Source organism: Bifidobacterium reuteri DSM 23975 (assembly GCF_000741695.1).
Lineage (GTDB): Bacteria > Actinomycetota > Actinomycetes > Actinomycetales > Bifidobacteriaceae > Bifidobacterium > Bifidobacterium reuteri.
This window is the reverse complement of record NZ_JGZK01000007.1, coordinates 1-12,923: the sequence shown is the minus strand read 5'-3', so window position 1 is coordinate 12,923 and position 12,923 is coordinate 1. Positions and strand designations below refer to the sequence as shown.

11 protein-coding genes, 1 tRNA gene and 1 rRNA gene are annotated in these 12,923 nt (G+C 60.4%); 10 read left to right on the top strand and 3 right to left on the bottom strand.

The window, feature by feature from the left end:
* Positions 1–277: 277 nt before the first annotated feature.
* Positions 278–1,903: an immunoglobulin-like domain-containing protein gene (locus BREU_RS12395; RefSeq protein WP_052382079.1), complete on the top strand. Its 1,626-nt coding sequence runs from the start codon at positions 278–280 to the stop codon at positions 1,901–1,903.
* A 285-nt stretch (positions 1,904–2,188) separates the two neighbouring features.
* On the opposite strand, the gene BREU_RS07885 is transcribed toward BREU_RS12395, so the two are convergent.
* Positions 2,189–2,542 (bottom strand): type II toxin-antitoxin system RelE/ParE family toxin, encoded by a 354-nt coding sequence (locus BREU_RS07885; protein WP_044090647.1) that lies wholly within the window; start codon positions 2,540–2,542, stop codon positions 2,189–2,191.
* A complete protein-coding gene (locus tag BREU_RS07880; protein ID WP_044090646.1) occupies positions 2,532–2,795 on the bottom strand; it encodes a type II toxin-antitoxin system RelB/DinJ family antitoxin in 264 nt (87 codons plus the stop codon). The genes BREU_RS07885 and BREU_RS07880 overlap by 11 nt, the downstream gene beginning before the upstream one ends.
* Positions 2,796–2,926: 131 nt before the next feature.
* On the opposite strand from BREU_RS07880, the gene obgE reads away from it, so the two are divergent.
* Together obgE and proB are read left to right on the top strand one after the other, a co-directional pair.
* Positions 2,927–4,615: a GTPase ObgE gene (gene obgE, locus BREU_RS07875; RefSeq protein ID WP_044090645.1), complete on the top strand. Its 1,689-nt coding sequence runs from the start codon at positions 2,927–2,929 to the stop codon at positions 4,613–4,615.
* Positions 4,616–4,617: 2 nt separating this feature from the next.
* The gene (gene proB, locus BREU_RS07870) at positions 4,618–5,751 is read left to right on the top strand and encodes a glutamate 5-kinase (RefSeq protein ID WP_044095894.1); all 1,134 of its coding nucleotides are present in this window, start codon (positions 4,618–4,620) and stop codon (positions 5,749–5,751) included.
* Between the two features lie 30 nt (positions 5,752–5,781).
* On the opposite strand, the gene BREU_RS07865 is transcribed toward proB, so the two are convergent.
* Complete coding sequence (locus tag BREU_RS07865; RefSeq protein WP_081886617.1) at positions 5,782–7,062, bottom strand: immunoglobulin-like domain-containing protein; 1,281 nt, start codon at positions 7,060–7,062, stop codon at positions 5,782–5,784.
* A 390-nt stretch (positions 7,063–7,452) separates the two neighbouring features.
* On the opposite strand from BREU_RS07865, the gene BREU_RS07860 reads away from it, so the two are divergent.
* The 7 genes from BREU_RS07860 to BREU_RS07830 all read left to right on the top strand — a co-directional run.
* Positions 7,453–8,664, top strand: a complete 1,212-nt coding sequence (locus BREU_RS07860) for a pyridoxal phosphate-dependent aminotransferase (protein ID WP_044090643.1) — start codon at positions 7,453–7,455, stop codon at positions 8,662–8,664.
* Positions 8,665–8,777: 113 nt separating this feature from the next.
* Positions 8,778–8,853 (top strand) — tRNA-Trp (locus tag BREU_RS07855).
* 38 nt (positions 8,854–8,891) lie between these two features.
* Complete coding sequence (gene secE / locus BREU_RS07850) at positions 8,892–9,119, top strand: preprotein translocase subunit SecE (RefSeq protein WP_044090642.1); 228 nt, start codon at positions 8,892–8,894, stop codon at positions 9,117–9,119.
* A 29-nt stretch (positions 9,120–9,148) separates the two neighbouring features.
* Positions 9,149–10,042, top strand: a complete 894-nt coding sequence (gene nusG, locus BREU_RS07845) for a transcription termination/antitermination protein NusG (RefSeq protein WP_044090641.1) — start codon at positions 9,149–9,151, stop codon at positions 10,040–10,042.
* A gap of 533 nt (positions 10,043–10,575) precedes the next feature.
* Positions 10,576–11,007, top strand: a complete 432-nt coding sequence (rplK, locus tag BREU_RS07840) for a 50S ribosomal protein L11 (protein WP_044090640.1) — start codon at positions 10,576–10,578, stop codon at positions 11,005–11,007.
* A 15-nt stretch (positions 11,008–11,022) separates the two neighbouring features.
* Entirely contained in the window at positions 11,023–11,715 is a 693-nt protein-coding gene (gene rplA, locus BREU_RS07835; protein ID WP_044090639.1) for a 50S ribosomal protein L1, read from the top strand.
* A gap of 1,029 nt (positions 11,716–12,744) precedes the next feature.
* Positions 12,745–12,923 (top strand): 16S ribosomal RNA (locus BREU_RS07830); the annotation flags it as partial.

Sequence of the window (12,923 nt, the reverse complement as noted above, 5' to 3'; positions counted from 1 at the left end):
CCTCGCCCGACGCCGCTGCGACGTGATCTACAGCATGCTCAAGAACGGCACCCTCTACCAGGAACAAACCCTCGCCGCATGAAACCAACCGACACAGGCCACGGCAGCCGACCGCCAAGGCCAAGGCGAAGCACGCCCACCACAACCAACCCCGACACGACACAACAACCCCTCACAAGGTTGACAAAAACATAGGAACACCCCCCTCGGTAGCGTTGTTTGGTGAGTCGCCGGGTGGTTTGTGGGCGATTGTTTCTCTAGGAGAATTGAGGGTGCGATGAAGGGTCGCGATAGTGTGATGAGGGGCGGCGTGAAACCACTGTGGCTGCGTCTGGTTGGTGTGTTGGCCGCCTTGGCGATGCTGCTGACCGGCATGGTGGCCACCGCCACCGCCGATGCCGCCGACAACGCCAGCGGCGACGTGAAGCTGGTCTGGGGTCGGGATATGTTCTATGTCAAGGATGCCATCAGGGGCGTTCGTGATGGTGATGCCTGGACGCCGGATCTGGATACCACCGGTGATTCTGATTATGCGGATACGCTTGACTACGGTCGCGACTTCTATGGTTGGAACACCAAGGCCGACGGCACTGGCGACTGGTACAGGTTCAGGCGCAACTTTGGCCGTGACTCCAGCACCTTTAACAAGGTCGTTGTCGAGCAGGCCCCTAAGTTGGCCAACGGCAAGGTGAAGTATCCCGAGGGTGGGGTGCTGTATGCGCAATGGCAAAGGCAAACTTCCGGGCAGTACGACAAGGTTCAGCTTCAGCAAACGAAGGTGCGCAAGTCCGATTTCAAGAACCTGACGATTACGTCTACGGGCTGGAGTGGCACCTTCCGTGGCGGTCTGTACATCGCAGCTTGCGGGGAGCCCGCGAAGGATAATACCTATGACCAATCCTGCATGGGTCCTGACGGAACCATGGCTGGTGAAGGGCCGTTCGGGAACAATTGGTATGCCAACTATTACAACCGCTTCTATGTTGACGCGAATGGGGATTCGGAGCCGTTCTCCTTGGGCAGCGGCACTCTTGATGACGCCGACCTGTCCAAGTTCGTTGACGCCGCGTACGCGAACTCCGAAGTCAAGTACTTCACCGTGTATGTGTTCTTCCTCAATTGGGACACGTCTCCGATAAAGATCGGTGACATTGCGTTGGATCGTAGTGTGGCTCCTGCGCCTGATACGGTTGCTCCGGTGTTTGCTGGTGTGTCTGATGTGACGGTTGATCAGGGTGTTGTGTTCGATCCGTTGGCTGGTGTGACTGCGAGGGATGATCGTGATGGTGATGTGACTTCCGCTGTCACGGTCTCCCCGTCCGCGGTGGATACGTCCGAGCCTGGCGAGACGACGCTGACGTACACGGTCAAGGACAAGGCTGGCAATACGGCGACCGTGTCCCGTGTGGTGCGGGTGAAGTCGGTGGCGCCGGATGCCGACAGGGATCTGACCGGGGACACGCGCGATGACGGCCTGATTGGCTTGGGCGCGGTCGCTCCGGGCGCGAAGGTGACGCTGCGCCTGCCTGCCGGCTATGCGGGCCGGACCGGTGACGTGTACGTGTATTCGACTCCGACGGTTCTGGCTGTGGGCGCGACCGTGTCGGATGAGGGCACGCTCGGGGTGGCGCTGCCGGCGGGTCTTCCTGCTGGCGTGCATCGGATCGTGTTCAAGCCGTATGACGCTTCCCTGCCCCTGGTGTGGGATTCGTTCGAGGTGAAGGCGGCCCAGGAGAAGCCGGCGCCGTCCACGCCGGGCAATACGGATGCGACTGCGGGCAGGAAGCCCGCCGCGAAGCAGCCGCTGCCGGATACCGGTTCCGACGTGGCGCTCGTGGGTGTGGCGGTCCTGGTGTTGGCCGCCGTGGCCGGCATCGTCCTGGCCGTCCGTCGCCGTGGCTGAGCCCGGGCCATATCGGTTATAGGGCGGAACCGCCGTGGATCCCATCCGCATGGAATCCACGCCCTCCATGCCCTTCACAAGCCGCACTGCACAACCCAAACGCGCAGTGCGGCCTTCTCATACCGAAATAGAGCGAATTGTGCAGTGATTCAGCTCATGCTTGCTCCGCTATGCGCGTCTGCGGACTCCATGAGCCGCTTTGGTCTGGATTCCGATGTCAGTATGATTCGCACTGTTGGGTGAAACCGCCAACGCGATTACGGGATCCAGTCGACGTTCTGGGGCTCAGTGCTTGCTGATGGTGTGACCTTCGTCGCGGCGGTAGGCGTCGATGTCCTTGCCTGTCGTGCGTGCAGAATACAGCACGTCATGGGTGCTGGTACGAGTCAGCACCAAGGTCAATCCGTTGCCGTCGATTCGGTAAACAAGCAGCCAGTCGCCTTTGATGTGCAGTTCGCGGAATCCTGTCCACTGGCCGGTCAACGCATGGTCCTTGTATTTGCTGGAGAGCAGATTCTTGTCGTCTGCGACTATGGCGTCCACTGCATCCCATAGTGGAGCCAGTGGAGTGTGCTTCTTGCGAAGTGCCTTGATGTCCTTGTCGAAGATGGTTGTAGCGATGATTTCCTCAATCGCCATAGAAGCTCCTCAGCTCGTCGACGGTGTCGAAGCGACGTCCTTCGCGTGCGAATGCCTGACGACGAGCTTCCATGTTCGCCGTGGTGTCAACGCTGGGAGTGAAGGGCAGTGCCTGGTTCCTCACCGTCTGCTTGAGGAACATGTTCAACGCGGTGGACATGTCGATGCCCAGAGTGTCGAAGACGCGGGTCGCTGCTTCCTTGGTTTCTGGGTCCGTACGGAAATTGATTCTGGTTTCGGCTGTTGCTGTCATGATTCCTCCTTGATTCTATTCCCAATGTTATCACAACGGGATAAGACTGGCGCTGTCCCCAGTTCCGCCACGCCCCTTCCTATGGTGCACAGAAAACAGTCCATCAACCCCAATCGGTAGAGTGGAATATTATGAGTGATTTTGTGGATAGAGTGACCGTCCATGTCAAGGGCGGCGACGGCGGCAACGGTTCGGCAGGCATCCGCCGTGAGAAATTCAAGCCGTTGGCCGGCCCGAACGGCGGCAATGGCGGCGACGGTGGCTCCGTTATCTTTGAGGCCACGCGCAACGCCACCAGCTTGTTGGACTACCGTTTCGTGCCTCATCGCACCGCCGGCAGCGGCACGATGGGCCTGGGCGACAACAAGGACGGCTCCAAGGGCGACGACCTGATTCTGCCGGTTCCTTGCGGCACGGTGATCTTTGAAGCTCGTGGCGAACAGGGCAAGTCGAAGCATCCGGGCGAACAGCTCGCCGATCTGCGCCACGAGGGTGACCGCTTCGTCGCAGCCAGGGGAGGTGCCGGCGGCCTGGGCAATATCGCACTGGCGAACAAGACCCGCCGCGCCCCCGGTTTCGCTCTGCTCGGCGAGCCCGGCGAAGAGCGCGACATCATCCTCGAGCTCAAATCCATCGCCGACGTGGCGCTGGTCGGCTTCCCCTCGGCGGGCAAGTCCAGCCTGATCGCCGCGATGAGCTCAGCCAAGCCGAAGATCGCCGACTACCCGTTCACCACGCTGGTGCCGAACCTCGGCGTGGTCATCGCGGGCGATTCGCGATACACCATCGCCGACGTGCCGGGTCTGATTCCGGGCGCATCCGAAGGCAAGGGCCTGGGTCTCGAATTCCTGCGTCATATCGAGCGCACGGAGATCATCGCGCATGTGATTGATTGCGCCACCCTCGAGCCCGACCGTGACCCGATGAGCGACTACCACGCGCTCGAGAACGAGCTTGCCAAGTACGCCGCCAAGCTCGAGCTGCCGCTGGGTGCGATTCCGATTCCCGAACGCCCGCGCATCATCATCCTCAACAAGATCGATGTGCCGGAGGCCCGCGAGCTTGCCGATTTCGTCAAGCCGGAGTTCGAGAAGCTCGGCCTGAAGGTGTTCGAAATCTCCACCGCCTCGCACGAGGGGCTGAAGGAGCTGAACTTCGCGCTGTCCGGACTGGTCAAGGAAATGCGCGAGGAGGTCGCCAACCGCGAACAGGCCGAAGAAGAGGCCCGCGTGGTCATCAACCCGCTGGCCAACGGCCGAAACCAGCGTCGTACCGGCAAGAACGGCACTCCAGCCGATTTCACCGTCGAGCGCCGCGAGCTGGGCGACGGCGAGTTCTTCTACGAAGTGCGCGGCACCAAGCCCGAACGCTGGGTGATGCAGACCAACTTCGACAACGACGAGGCCGTCGGCTATCTGGCCGACCGTCTGGCCAAGCTCGGCGTGGAGGATGAACTGCGCCGCAAGGGCGCTCATCCGGGCGACGAGATCCGTATCGGACGTGGCGCGAATATGGTCGAATTCGACTGGGATCCGACCATCTCCGCCGGTGCCGAGAACCTCGATGGCTCCAACTTGGGCGCACGAGGCAAGGATCTGCGACTGCAGGAGCTCAATCCGGGTGGCCGTCGCCGCTCCAACGCCGAGCGTCGCGCTCAGTACCACGAGATGATGGATGCCCGTGCTGCCGTCCGCGAGGCGATGCGCGCCGAACGCGAGGCCGGCCACTGGGCCGACCCGTCCATCGATGACGATCGCCACGACGAGACCAGCCTGTTTGGCCGCGGCGGAGACGTGGACGAAGACGCGGACGAAGAGTAGTCATGAGCACGCCAAGCCAGACTGAAGTTCGTCGCAGGATCGCCGAAGCCGGCACCATCGTGGTCAAAGTGGGCTCCAGTTCACTCACCCAGCCGAGTGGCCACCTTGACCCCGCCAAACTCGACGCTTTGGCCGCTGCCTTGGCTCAGGTGCGATTGATGGGCGGTCGCGTGGTACTGGTGTCCTCCGGTGCCATCGCCGCCGGTTTCGGCCCGCTCGGCTTCGAGGAACGGCCTGCCGACGTGGCCACCCAGCAGGCCACGGCCGCGGTCGGCCAGGGACTGCTGATGGCGCGCTATGAGACCGCGTTCGGCCGGTTCGGCATCCGCGTGGGGCAGATTCTGATCACCGCCGAGGATACGATTCGCGCCACGCAATACCGCAATGTGCAGCGCACGCTCAGCCGATTGCTGGATCTCGGCGTGGTACCGATCATCAACGAGAACGATTCGCTGGCGTCCAATGAGATCCGATTCGGTGACAATGACCGCCTTTCCGCGCTGATCGCCAATCTGGTGCGCGCCGAGGCGTTGGTATTGCTCACCGATGTGGACGCGCTCTACACCGCACCGCCTTCCCCCAGCCGGCTCGCATCGCGTGGAATATGTGCCAATGTGATCGATGCCTTGGACGATATCACGGTCTCCGGTTCGGGGTCCAAAGTCGGTACCGGCGGCATGGTCACCAAACTGGAAGCAGCCCGTGTGGCCGCAGTATCCGGTATTCCGACGGTACTGACCTGCGCCGCGAACGCCGGCCCGGCGATGATGGGCGACCCGGTCGGCACGGTGTTCGCGCCGGTCAAGGCCCGTGGTTCGTCACGCCGTCTGTGGATCGGTTTCGCCGCCGACCCGCGCGGCACGATCGTGGTCGATGCCGGTGCCGCCAAGGCGATTCGCGGCGGCCGGGCCTCGCTGCTTGCGGCTGGCGCATTGGAAGCCAAGGGTGCGTTCTCCGCTGGCGATCCGGTGTGGATCGACAACGAGGCCGGCGAACATCTGGCGCGCGGCCTCGCAGGGTTCGACTCCGAGGAGATTCCGCAGATGCTGGGCCGCAACACCGCCCAGCTCAAGCGCTTCCTCGGCCCCGAATACGCGCATCCGCTGGTGCATCGCGACAATCTGGTGCTGGTGTAGGTGGTGGTGCCGGTGCGGTCCGGTACCGCGTCACTGAATCGCGCCGATGAACGCGTCCAATGATTCTGTGCCTTGGATGCGCACGCGGGGCAGCGCGGTGGGGTCGCCGCCGATCTTCGCCCAACCGTATTCCGTGGTGAACGCCAGCGGCACGCCGGCATCCTTGACTGCAGCCTGCGCGTCCGGCGTGGTGTCGCCGAATGGGTAGGCGAACGCCTGCAGCGATCCGGTGATCTGCGCTGATTGCTTGATATCGTCCACGATTTCCTGATGACTCATCGCGCTGATGCGTCCGCCGTGGCCCACGGTGCCTCCGGCGCGATGCATGTCGTAGGAATGCGACTCGTACTCAAGATACGGGGTGGCGTATTGCGCCATCCGCTGCGGTACGTTGCCGTCTGACGCGATGATGAACGAGGTGGCTGGAGTCCGGTATTTGGCCATCAACGCCGGCCCGTGCTGGAAGAAATGCGGCTCGCCGTCGTCGAACGACAGCACGATGCTGTGCTTGGGCAGGCTGTGCGTGCCGTCGATGAACGCGCGCACCTCGGCCCAGGACGGGTAGTAGAAGGCATTCTGCGTCAGATACTGCAATTGCTGCTCAAGCGACGTGGTCGAAATCCAGTTCGCGTCGACCTCGCTTGCCGGGGTGGTCGCAGGGTCGTACACATAGTGGTACATGAGCACCGGAACACCGTCGGTCTGCTTGTCCATCGTGTCCACCACGGTGACAGTGCGGGTCGCGACTGCCGTGTGGCCGGTGGAATCATGCACTACATACTGCACGGTATAGTCGCCGGGCGTAGTGGTGTCCACGGTGCCGCTGATGGTGATGCGCTCGGTCAGCACCCCATCCTTCGGCTCTATGGCGTGTGCGCCTCCCTCCACGTATGACTCGCCCTTGAGCACATAGGTGGTGCTGCTGCCATTGACGCCGATGACGATGTCTCCCGGGTCGAGGCCGGGCACAGCCTGACGGTCGAGGGCGGTATGCGAAGGCACGGCGGCCGCCGGTTGGTCGAAGCCGTTGGGTGCCTTGCCTGGCCCGATCAGCTGCACCCGTGTGGAGCGAGCTACGCCGAACACCACCGCGACCGCCACGATCAGCGCCGTGATTGCGGCGATCGCGATGACCATGCGACGCCGGATACGACGTGCCGCGAGCAGCGCTATGGAGCGGCGGCTGGCATGCTGCCCATACCGACGAAGTTCCCCGTGTCCGCCATGCTGGCTTGTTTGGTGTGCGCGATGCGATGTAGCCGGCTCGTCGGCAATATGCGAACCGTCGTGTGACCCATCATGCTTGCTCATAGCTGCTCCCGACCCCTTGCGCCACTGTTCCTCTCTATTGCACCACCAGTCATCCCCCAAATGATGGTTCTGCTAATCCAACTTCGACATTGTCTTTCGGCTCCCCTTGTCAGGGGAGCTGTTGGCAGGACATCGGGTCATTCCAGCCGGACGTCTTCGGCCTCCCCTGTCAGGACGCAAATGGCAGAGCTGTTTGCAGGCGACGCACACGGCCGACAGGCGAGCCAGTTGGCCGTGTGCGCAGCACATCCATAATTGCAGGACGAGCTGTCGACGAAGTCGACTGAGGGGTAGTACGCAGACATATGGAAATGTTGGTTTGACAGAGCAATAACTTATGCCATGACCTTTCCAACATCGCACGTTCGGTCTATCGTGAGAACCATGACTATGGCTGATTGGCAAACTCTTTCCGACCGTATAAACACCGTGGCGCCGAGCGCCACCCTTGCCGTTGATTCCAAGGCGAAGGCGATGAAGGCTGCGGGCTTGGACGTCATTGGTTTTGGCGCCGGCGAGCCGAATTTCCCGACTCCCGCCAACGTGGTGAAGGCCGCTGCGGATGCGTGCCTCGACCCGAAGAACTACAAGTACACTCCGACCCCCGGCCTGCCGGAGCTGCGCGAGGCCATCGCGGCCAAGGTGCTGCGTGATTCCGGTTACGAGGTCGGTGCCGATCAGGTGGTGGTCACCAACGGCGGCAAGCAGGCCGTGTACGAATCCTTCCAGATTCTGCTGAATCCGGGGGATGAGGTCATCATTCCTACTCCGTATTGGACCAGCTATCCGGAAGCCGTCAAACTGGCCGGCGGCGTGCCGGTCGAAGTGTTCGCCGGCGCTGATGTGAACTTCGAGCCGTCTCTGGATGCGTTGGAGGCCGCGCGTACCGAGCGCACCAAGGCCATCATCGTGAATTCGCCGAACAACCCCACCGGTGCCGTGTGGAAGCCGGGGACTGTGAAGGCCATCGGCCGTTGGGCGGTCGAGCATCACATCTGGATCATCTCCGACGAGATCTACGAGCACCTGAACTATGACGATGCGCATACGACCTACGTCGGTGCTGTGGTGCCCGAATGCCGCGATCAGCTGCTGGTGCTCAACGGTGTGGCTAAGACCTACGCCATGCCGGGCTGGCGCGTCGGCTGGATGGTCGCTCCGGTGGAGATCGCGAAGGCTGCCACCAAACTGCAGGGGCATATGACCTCCAATGTGGCCAATGTCTCCCAGCGTGCCGCGCTGGCTGCCGTGGCCGGTCCCTTGGATGAAGTGCATGAGATGCGCAAGGCGTTTGATGCGCGGCGCAAGGCGATTGTGGCTGCGCTGAACGATATCGAAGGCGTGTATTGCCCGACGCCGACCGGTGCGTTCTATGCGTTCGCCGATGTCACCGCGCTGCTCGGCAAGCCGCTCGGACCGCAGGGTACCGTCGCCAAGACGTCCGCTGACTTTGCCTCGGCTCTCTTGGATGAGGCCCATGTGGCTGCTGTGCCGGGTGAGGCGTTCGGCGCTCCCGGCTACCTCCGCTTCTCCTACGCCTTGGCAGACGACTATCTGGCCGAAGGCATGAGGCGCATGAAGGCGTTCGTCGAGTATCGCTGATCGGACGCGACACGCGATTTGCCTTAATCCACCCCAGTCGTTAATATGTCGTCTTGGCGGTTTTCGCCGTGGCGAAGCGTTCCTCGTAACGCAACGCTGAGGTGGATACACCTAGGGAAGTGGCGCAATTGGTAGCGCAACGGTCTCCAAAACCGTAGGTTGTGGGTTCGAGTCCCGCCTTCCCTGCCAAGTTTCTCAAAAAACTAGCAGCTGACGCGAGGTACAAAATGGCTAAGACGAGCAACAGTGAAAAGGCAGTCAAGCCGAATGTCTTCATGCGTATCGGTCTGTTCATCAAGCAGATCGTCGACGAGCTTCGCAAGGTCGTTACTCCTACTGCCAAGGAACTGTTCTTCTGGTCTCTGGCTGTGTTCATCTTCGTGCTGCTGCTGATGGCCCTGGTCACGGGCATGGACTTCGGTCTGGGCAAGCTCGTGCTGTGGCTGTTTGGCTGATTCCCAACAACCTAAGGTGAAACACACGCATGAGTGATGAACTGAATCTCGATAACCTCGACGCAGTGCTCGCGAACCACGAGTCTGACGCTGAGTCTTCAGTAGCTGATGAAGCATCTGCTGCGACTGAGGCTACCGCCGAGGCTGCTGTTGCTGAGGCTCCTGCCGAGACCGCGGAGACCGTTGCGGACGATGCTGCGGTTGCTGATGCAGCTCCGGCGGCTTCTTCCGAGACTTCTGGTTCCGTTTCGCTGGATGATGACGAGGAGACCGAGGTCAACGAGTCCGAAGAGGCCGAAAGCACCGATGCCGGCCAGCGTGCGGTCGATGAGTTTTCCAAGTCCCTGCGTTCCCTTGATGGCAAGTGGTATGTGCTGCACACCTACTCCGGCTATGAGAAGCGCGTGAAGACCAACATCGAATCCCGTGTGGCTTCGTTCGGCATGGAAGATCAGATTTTCCAGGTCGAAGTTCCGATGGAAGAGGTCGAGAAGCACACCGAGAAGGGCAAGAAGGTCATCACCCGCGTGCGCGTTCCCGGCTATGTGCTGATTCGCATGTGGCCTGATGAAAACGCTCGCCGTATCGTCCGTGAGACTGAGGGTGTTACCGGTTTCGTTGGTCCGACCAAGGACCCGGCACCGTTGTCCCGCAAGGAAGTCGTCCAGATGATGGCCCCGATGATTGCCTCCGAGGCGCTCAAGGCTGCTGGCGACAAGCCTGCTGCAGCCAAGAAGCGCAAGGTCGAGGTCTCCTACGCTGTCGGCGATCAGGTCACTGTCACCGATGGGCCGTTCTCCACGATGGAAGCTGTTGTTTCTGACGTCGAGCCCACCACTCAGAAGCTTACGGTTCTGGTGTCCATCTTCGGCCGTGATACGCCGGTGGAGCTGGGCTTCCACCAGGTCAAGAAGCTCGACTGACGCTTTGTCAAGAGCCCGACTACGGTCGGGCTCTTTTGCGTTCATTGCAATCTTGCGATGGATGATGTTGCGGTCATAGGCCACATTGTGTGTTTGGTGGTCTAGTCGCTGGATGGCCATTCGATTGTGCGGCTCCCCTTGTCAGGACGTTGCCGTGAAGCAGACAGCGGAGCTGTCCGTAGGCAACGTGCGAGCCGACAGGCGAGCCAACAGGATGCCGTGCGTAGCGCGTCCATAATTGCAGGACGAGCTGTCGGCGGAGCCGACTGAGGGGTAGTCATACAACAGCGTATGTTGTGTCCTGTCGCGTGGTCGGCGTGTTGTCCAATTGGACTCGCATAATAAGAAAGTTGTGTCTGGAGGGAAGACCCGCTAGCACAGCACAGCAATATAAGTTGCGGGAGGAGACCGGTTCGGCGCCGGCAGTCTCAATCACACACGGATAAAAAATGAGTCAAGACTGTGTGCGATGAGTTGCAGGGGACCGTATGCGGCCACCGTTTGAACCGCGTTATAGAAAGAAGAACCATATTATGGCTCCCAAGAAGAAAGTCTCGGCGCTGATCAAGCTCCAGATTCAGGCTGGCAAGGCCAACCCGGCCCCGCCGCTGGGCCCGGCTCTGGGTTCCCATGGCGTGAACATCATGGACTTCTGCAAGGCATACAATGCCCAGACGCAGGACAAGATGGGTCAGGTCATCCCTGTCGAGATCACCGTTTACGAGGATCGTTCCTTCACCTTCGTTCTCAAGACCCCGCCGGCTGCAGCTCTGCTGCTCAAGGCCGCTGGCATCGAAAAGGGCACCGAGAACCCGCTGACCCACAAGGTCGGCTCTGTCACCAAGGCGCAGGTCCGCGAAATCGCCGAGATCAAGATGGAAGATCTGTCTGCTCGCGACATCGAGGCCGGCATGAAGATCATCGAGGGCACCGCTCGCTCGATGGGCATCACGGTTACGGACTGATAAGGAGAAGGACAGATGGTAAAGCGTTCCAAGAAGTACCGCGAAGCCGCTGAGCGCGTCGATCGCAACAACCTCTACACCGCCAATGAGGCCATCGCTCTGCTCAAGAGCATGCCCTCCTACAACTTCGACCAGACCGTCGAGGCTGTGTTTCGTCTGAACGTTGACCCGCGCAAGGCCGACCAGCTCGTGCGTGGCACCGTCAACCTGCCTCACGGCACTGGTAAGACCGCCAAGGTTCTCGTGTTCGCCCGTGGCCCGAAGGCCACCGAGGCCACCGAGGCCGGCGCCGACATCGTCGGTGATGACGACCTGATCGCCAAGGTTCAGGACGGCTTCCTCGACTTCGACGCCGTGGTTGCCACTCCGGACATGATGGGCAAGGTCGGCCGTCTGGGTCGTGTGCTCGGCCCGCGTGGCCTGATGCCGAACCCGAAGACCGGCACCGTGACCATGGATGTCACCAAGGCTGTCAAGGACATCAAGGGCGGCAAGATCGAGTTCCGCGTCGACAAGAACGGCAACCTCTCCTTCCTCATCGGCAAGATGAGCTTCGAAGAGTCCGCTCTGGACGAGAACTTCAAGGCCGTGGCCGACGAGGTCAAGCGTCTCAAGCCTGCCACTGTGAAGGGCCGCTACATGACCAAGGCGACCATCACCTCCACGATGAACCCGGGCGTTCCGGTCGATCCGAACACCCTGGCCTGAGGCTAGCGCAGCTCGATAGCTACTGAAAGGGGACTTCCCACTATGGGAAGTCCCCTTTTTCTATTGCATGGCTATGACTGGCAGATGTAGCTGAATACAGCTGATACCGCTGGCCGGTGGTCTGTCTTGCATTTGTTTGAGTGGCATTGTCCCTTTGACTGACCGTTGCCTCTGAGCAGACAGCGGTGGCTCTGATGGGATGTTGCTGTGAGGCAGACAGCGGAGCTGTTTGTAGGCAGCGTACGAATTAGCAGGCAGCGCGCGGAACGCGTCCCTGATTGCTGGCCCCTCTGACGGGACGTTGCCGTGAAGCAAACAGCGGAGCTGTTTGTAGGCAACGTGCGAGCCGACAGGCGAGCCAGCAGGATGCCGCGTGGAGCGCGTCCATACTTGCAGGACGGGCTGTCAGCGTAGCTGACTGGGGGAGAGATGCAAAACCGAAGTCCTCAATTATTAGAGAGATGAACTATTAGCATTTCTATAGGTATCTGCTGTGCGTAATGACGCTGGCCGAGACAGCAAAGATATAGATCAGTCGATGATGCGGATTGGAAAGTTGAATCAGGGGTGAATTTCCGCGACACTCCGGTGAATAGATGAATGTGTAACTGAATCGTGATCCGATACGGGATATTCTGATAACAGAACAGCGATGTGAGGCTGTTTGCGACACGCCGAAGGAACCGCGTCATTGCAACGGTTCCTAGGGTTCTTGTGCGCCCTGATTTGCGCAAATCGACATGCTCGTGTAAGTTTATCTCTTGCTGCCGCTCAGCGAGTGGTTCTTCTCCTGAAGAGCTGCGAGGTGAGAGTGTGGTGGTGGTTTGAGAACTCAAGAGCGTGTTTGTACTACTTTTTAGAGTCGTTTTTTGATTGCCAGTCTGTTCCGAGCCTGTCGGGGTTTTCCTGGTGGGTCCTTGGTTGGTTGATTCGGGACAGGGTTTTTCGTGCGTACCTCTTTTCCTTATAAAGGGGTGACGTCAATTTTGTTTTTGGAGTCATCTTTCGGATGTTTTTCCATGAAGTTTTTTTGTGGAGGGTTCGATTCTGGCTCAGGATGAACGCTGGCGGCGTGCTTAACACATGCAAGTCGAACGGGATCCCTGGTTTCGGCCGGGGTGAGAGTGGCGAACGGGTGAGTAATGCGTGACCAACCTGCCCCATGCTCCGGAATAGCTCCTGGAACGGGTGGTAATGCCGGATGCTCC

What these genes read in the sequence shown, in the direction of transcription:
- BREU_RS12395 (WP_052382079.1), top strand. Translation starts at nt 278, where the DNA reads ATGAAGGGTCGCGATAGTGTGATGAGGGGCGGCGTGAAACCACTGTGG.
- BREU_RS07885 (WP_044090647.1), bottom strand. Translation starts at nt 2,542, where the DNA reads ATGGCGATTGAGGAAATCATCGCTACAACCATCTTCGACAAGGACATC.
- BREU_RS07880 (WP_044090646.1), bottom strand. Translation starts at nt 2,795, where the DNA reads ATGACAGCAACAGCCGAAACCAGAATCAATTTCCGTACGGACCCAGAA.
- obgE (WP_044090645.1), top strand. Translation starts at nt 2,927, where the DNA reads ATGAGTGATTTTGTGGATAGAGTGACCGTCCATGTCAAGGGCGGCGAC.
- proB (WP_044095894.1), top strand. Translation starts at nt 4,618, where the DNA reads ATGAGCACGCCAAGCCAGACTGAAGTTCGTCGCAGGATCGCCGAAGCC.
- BREU_RS07865 (WP_081886617.1), bottom strand. Translation starts at nt 7,062, where the DNA reads ATGAGCAAGCATGATGGGTCACACGACGGTTCGCATATTGCCGACGAG.
- BREU_RS07860 (WP_044090643.1), top strand. Translation starts at nt 7,453, where the DNA reads ATGGCTGATTGGCAAACTCTTTCCGACCGTATAAACACCGTGGCGCCG.
- secE (WP_044090642.1), top strand. Translation starts at nt 8,892, where the DNA reads ATGGCTAAGACGAGCAACAGTGAAAAGGCAGTCAAGCCGAATGTCTTC.
- nusG (WP_044090641.1), top strand. Translation starts at nt 9,149, where the DNA reads ATGAGTGATGAACTGAATCTCGATAACCTCGACGCAGTGCTCGCGAAC.
- rplK (WP_044090640.1), top strand. Translation starts at nt 10,576, where the DNA reads ATGGCTCCCAAGAAGAAAGTCTCGGCGCTGATCAAGCTCCAGATTCAG.
- rplA (WP_044090639.1), top strand. Translation starts at nt 11,023, where the DNA reads ATGGTAAAGCGTTCCAAGAAGTACCGCGAAGCCGCTGAGCGCGTCGAT.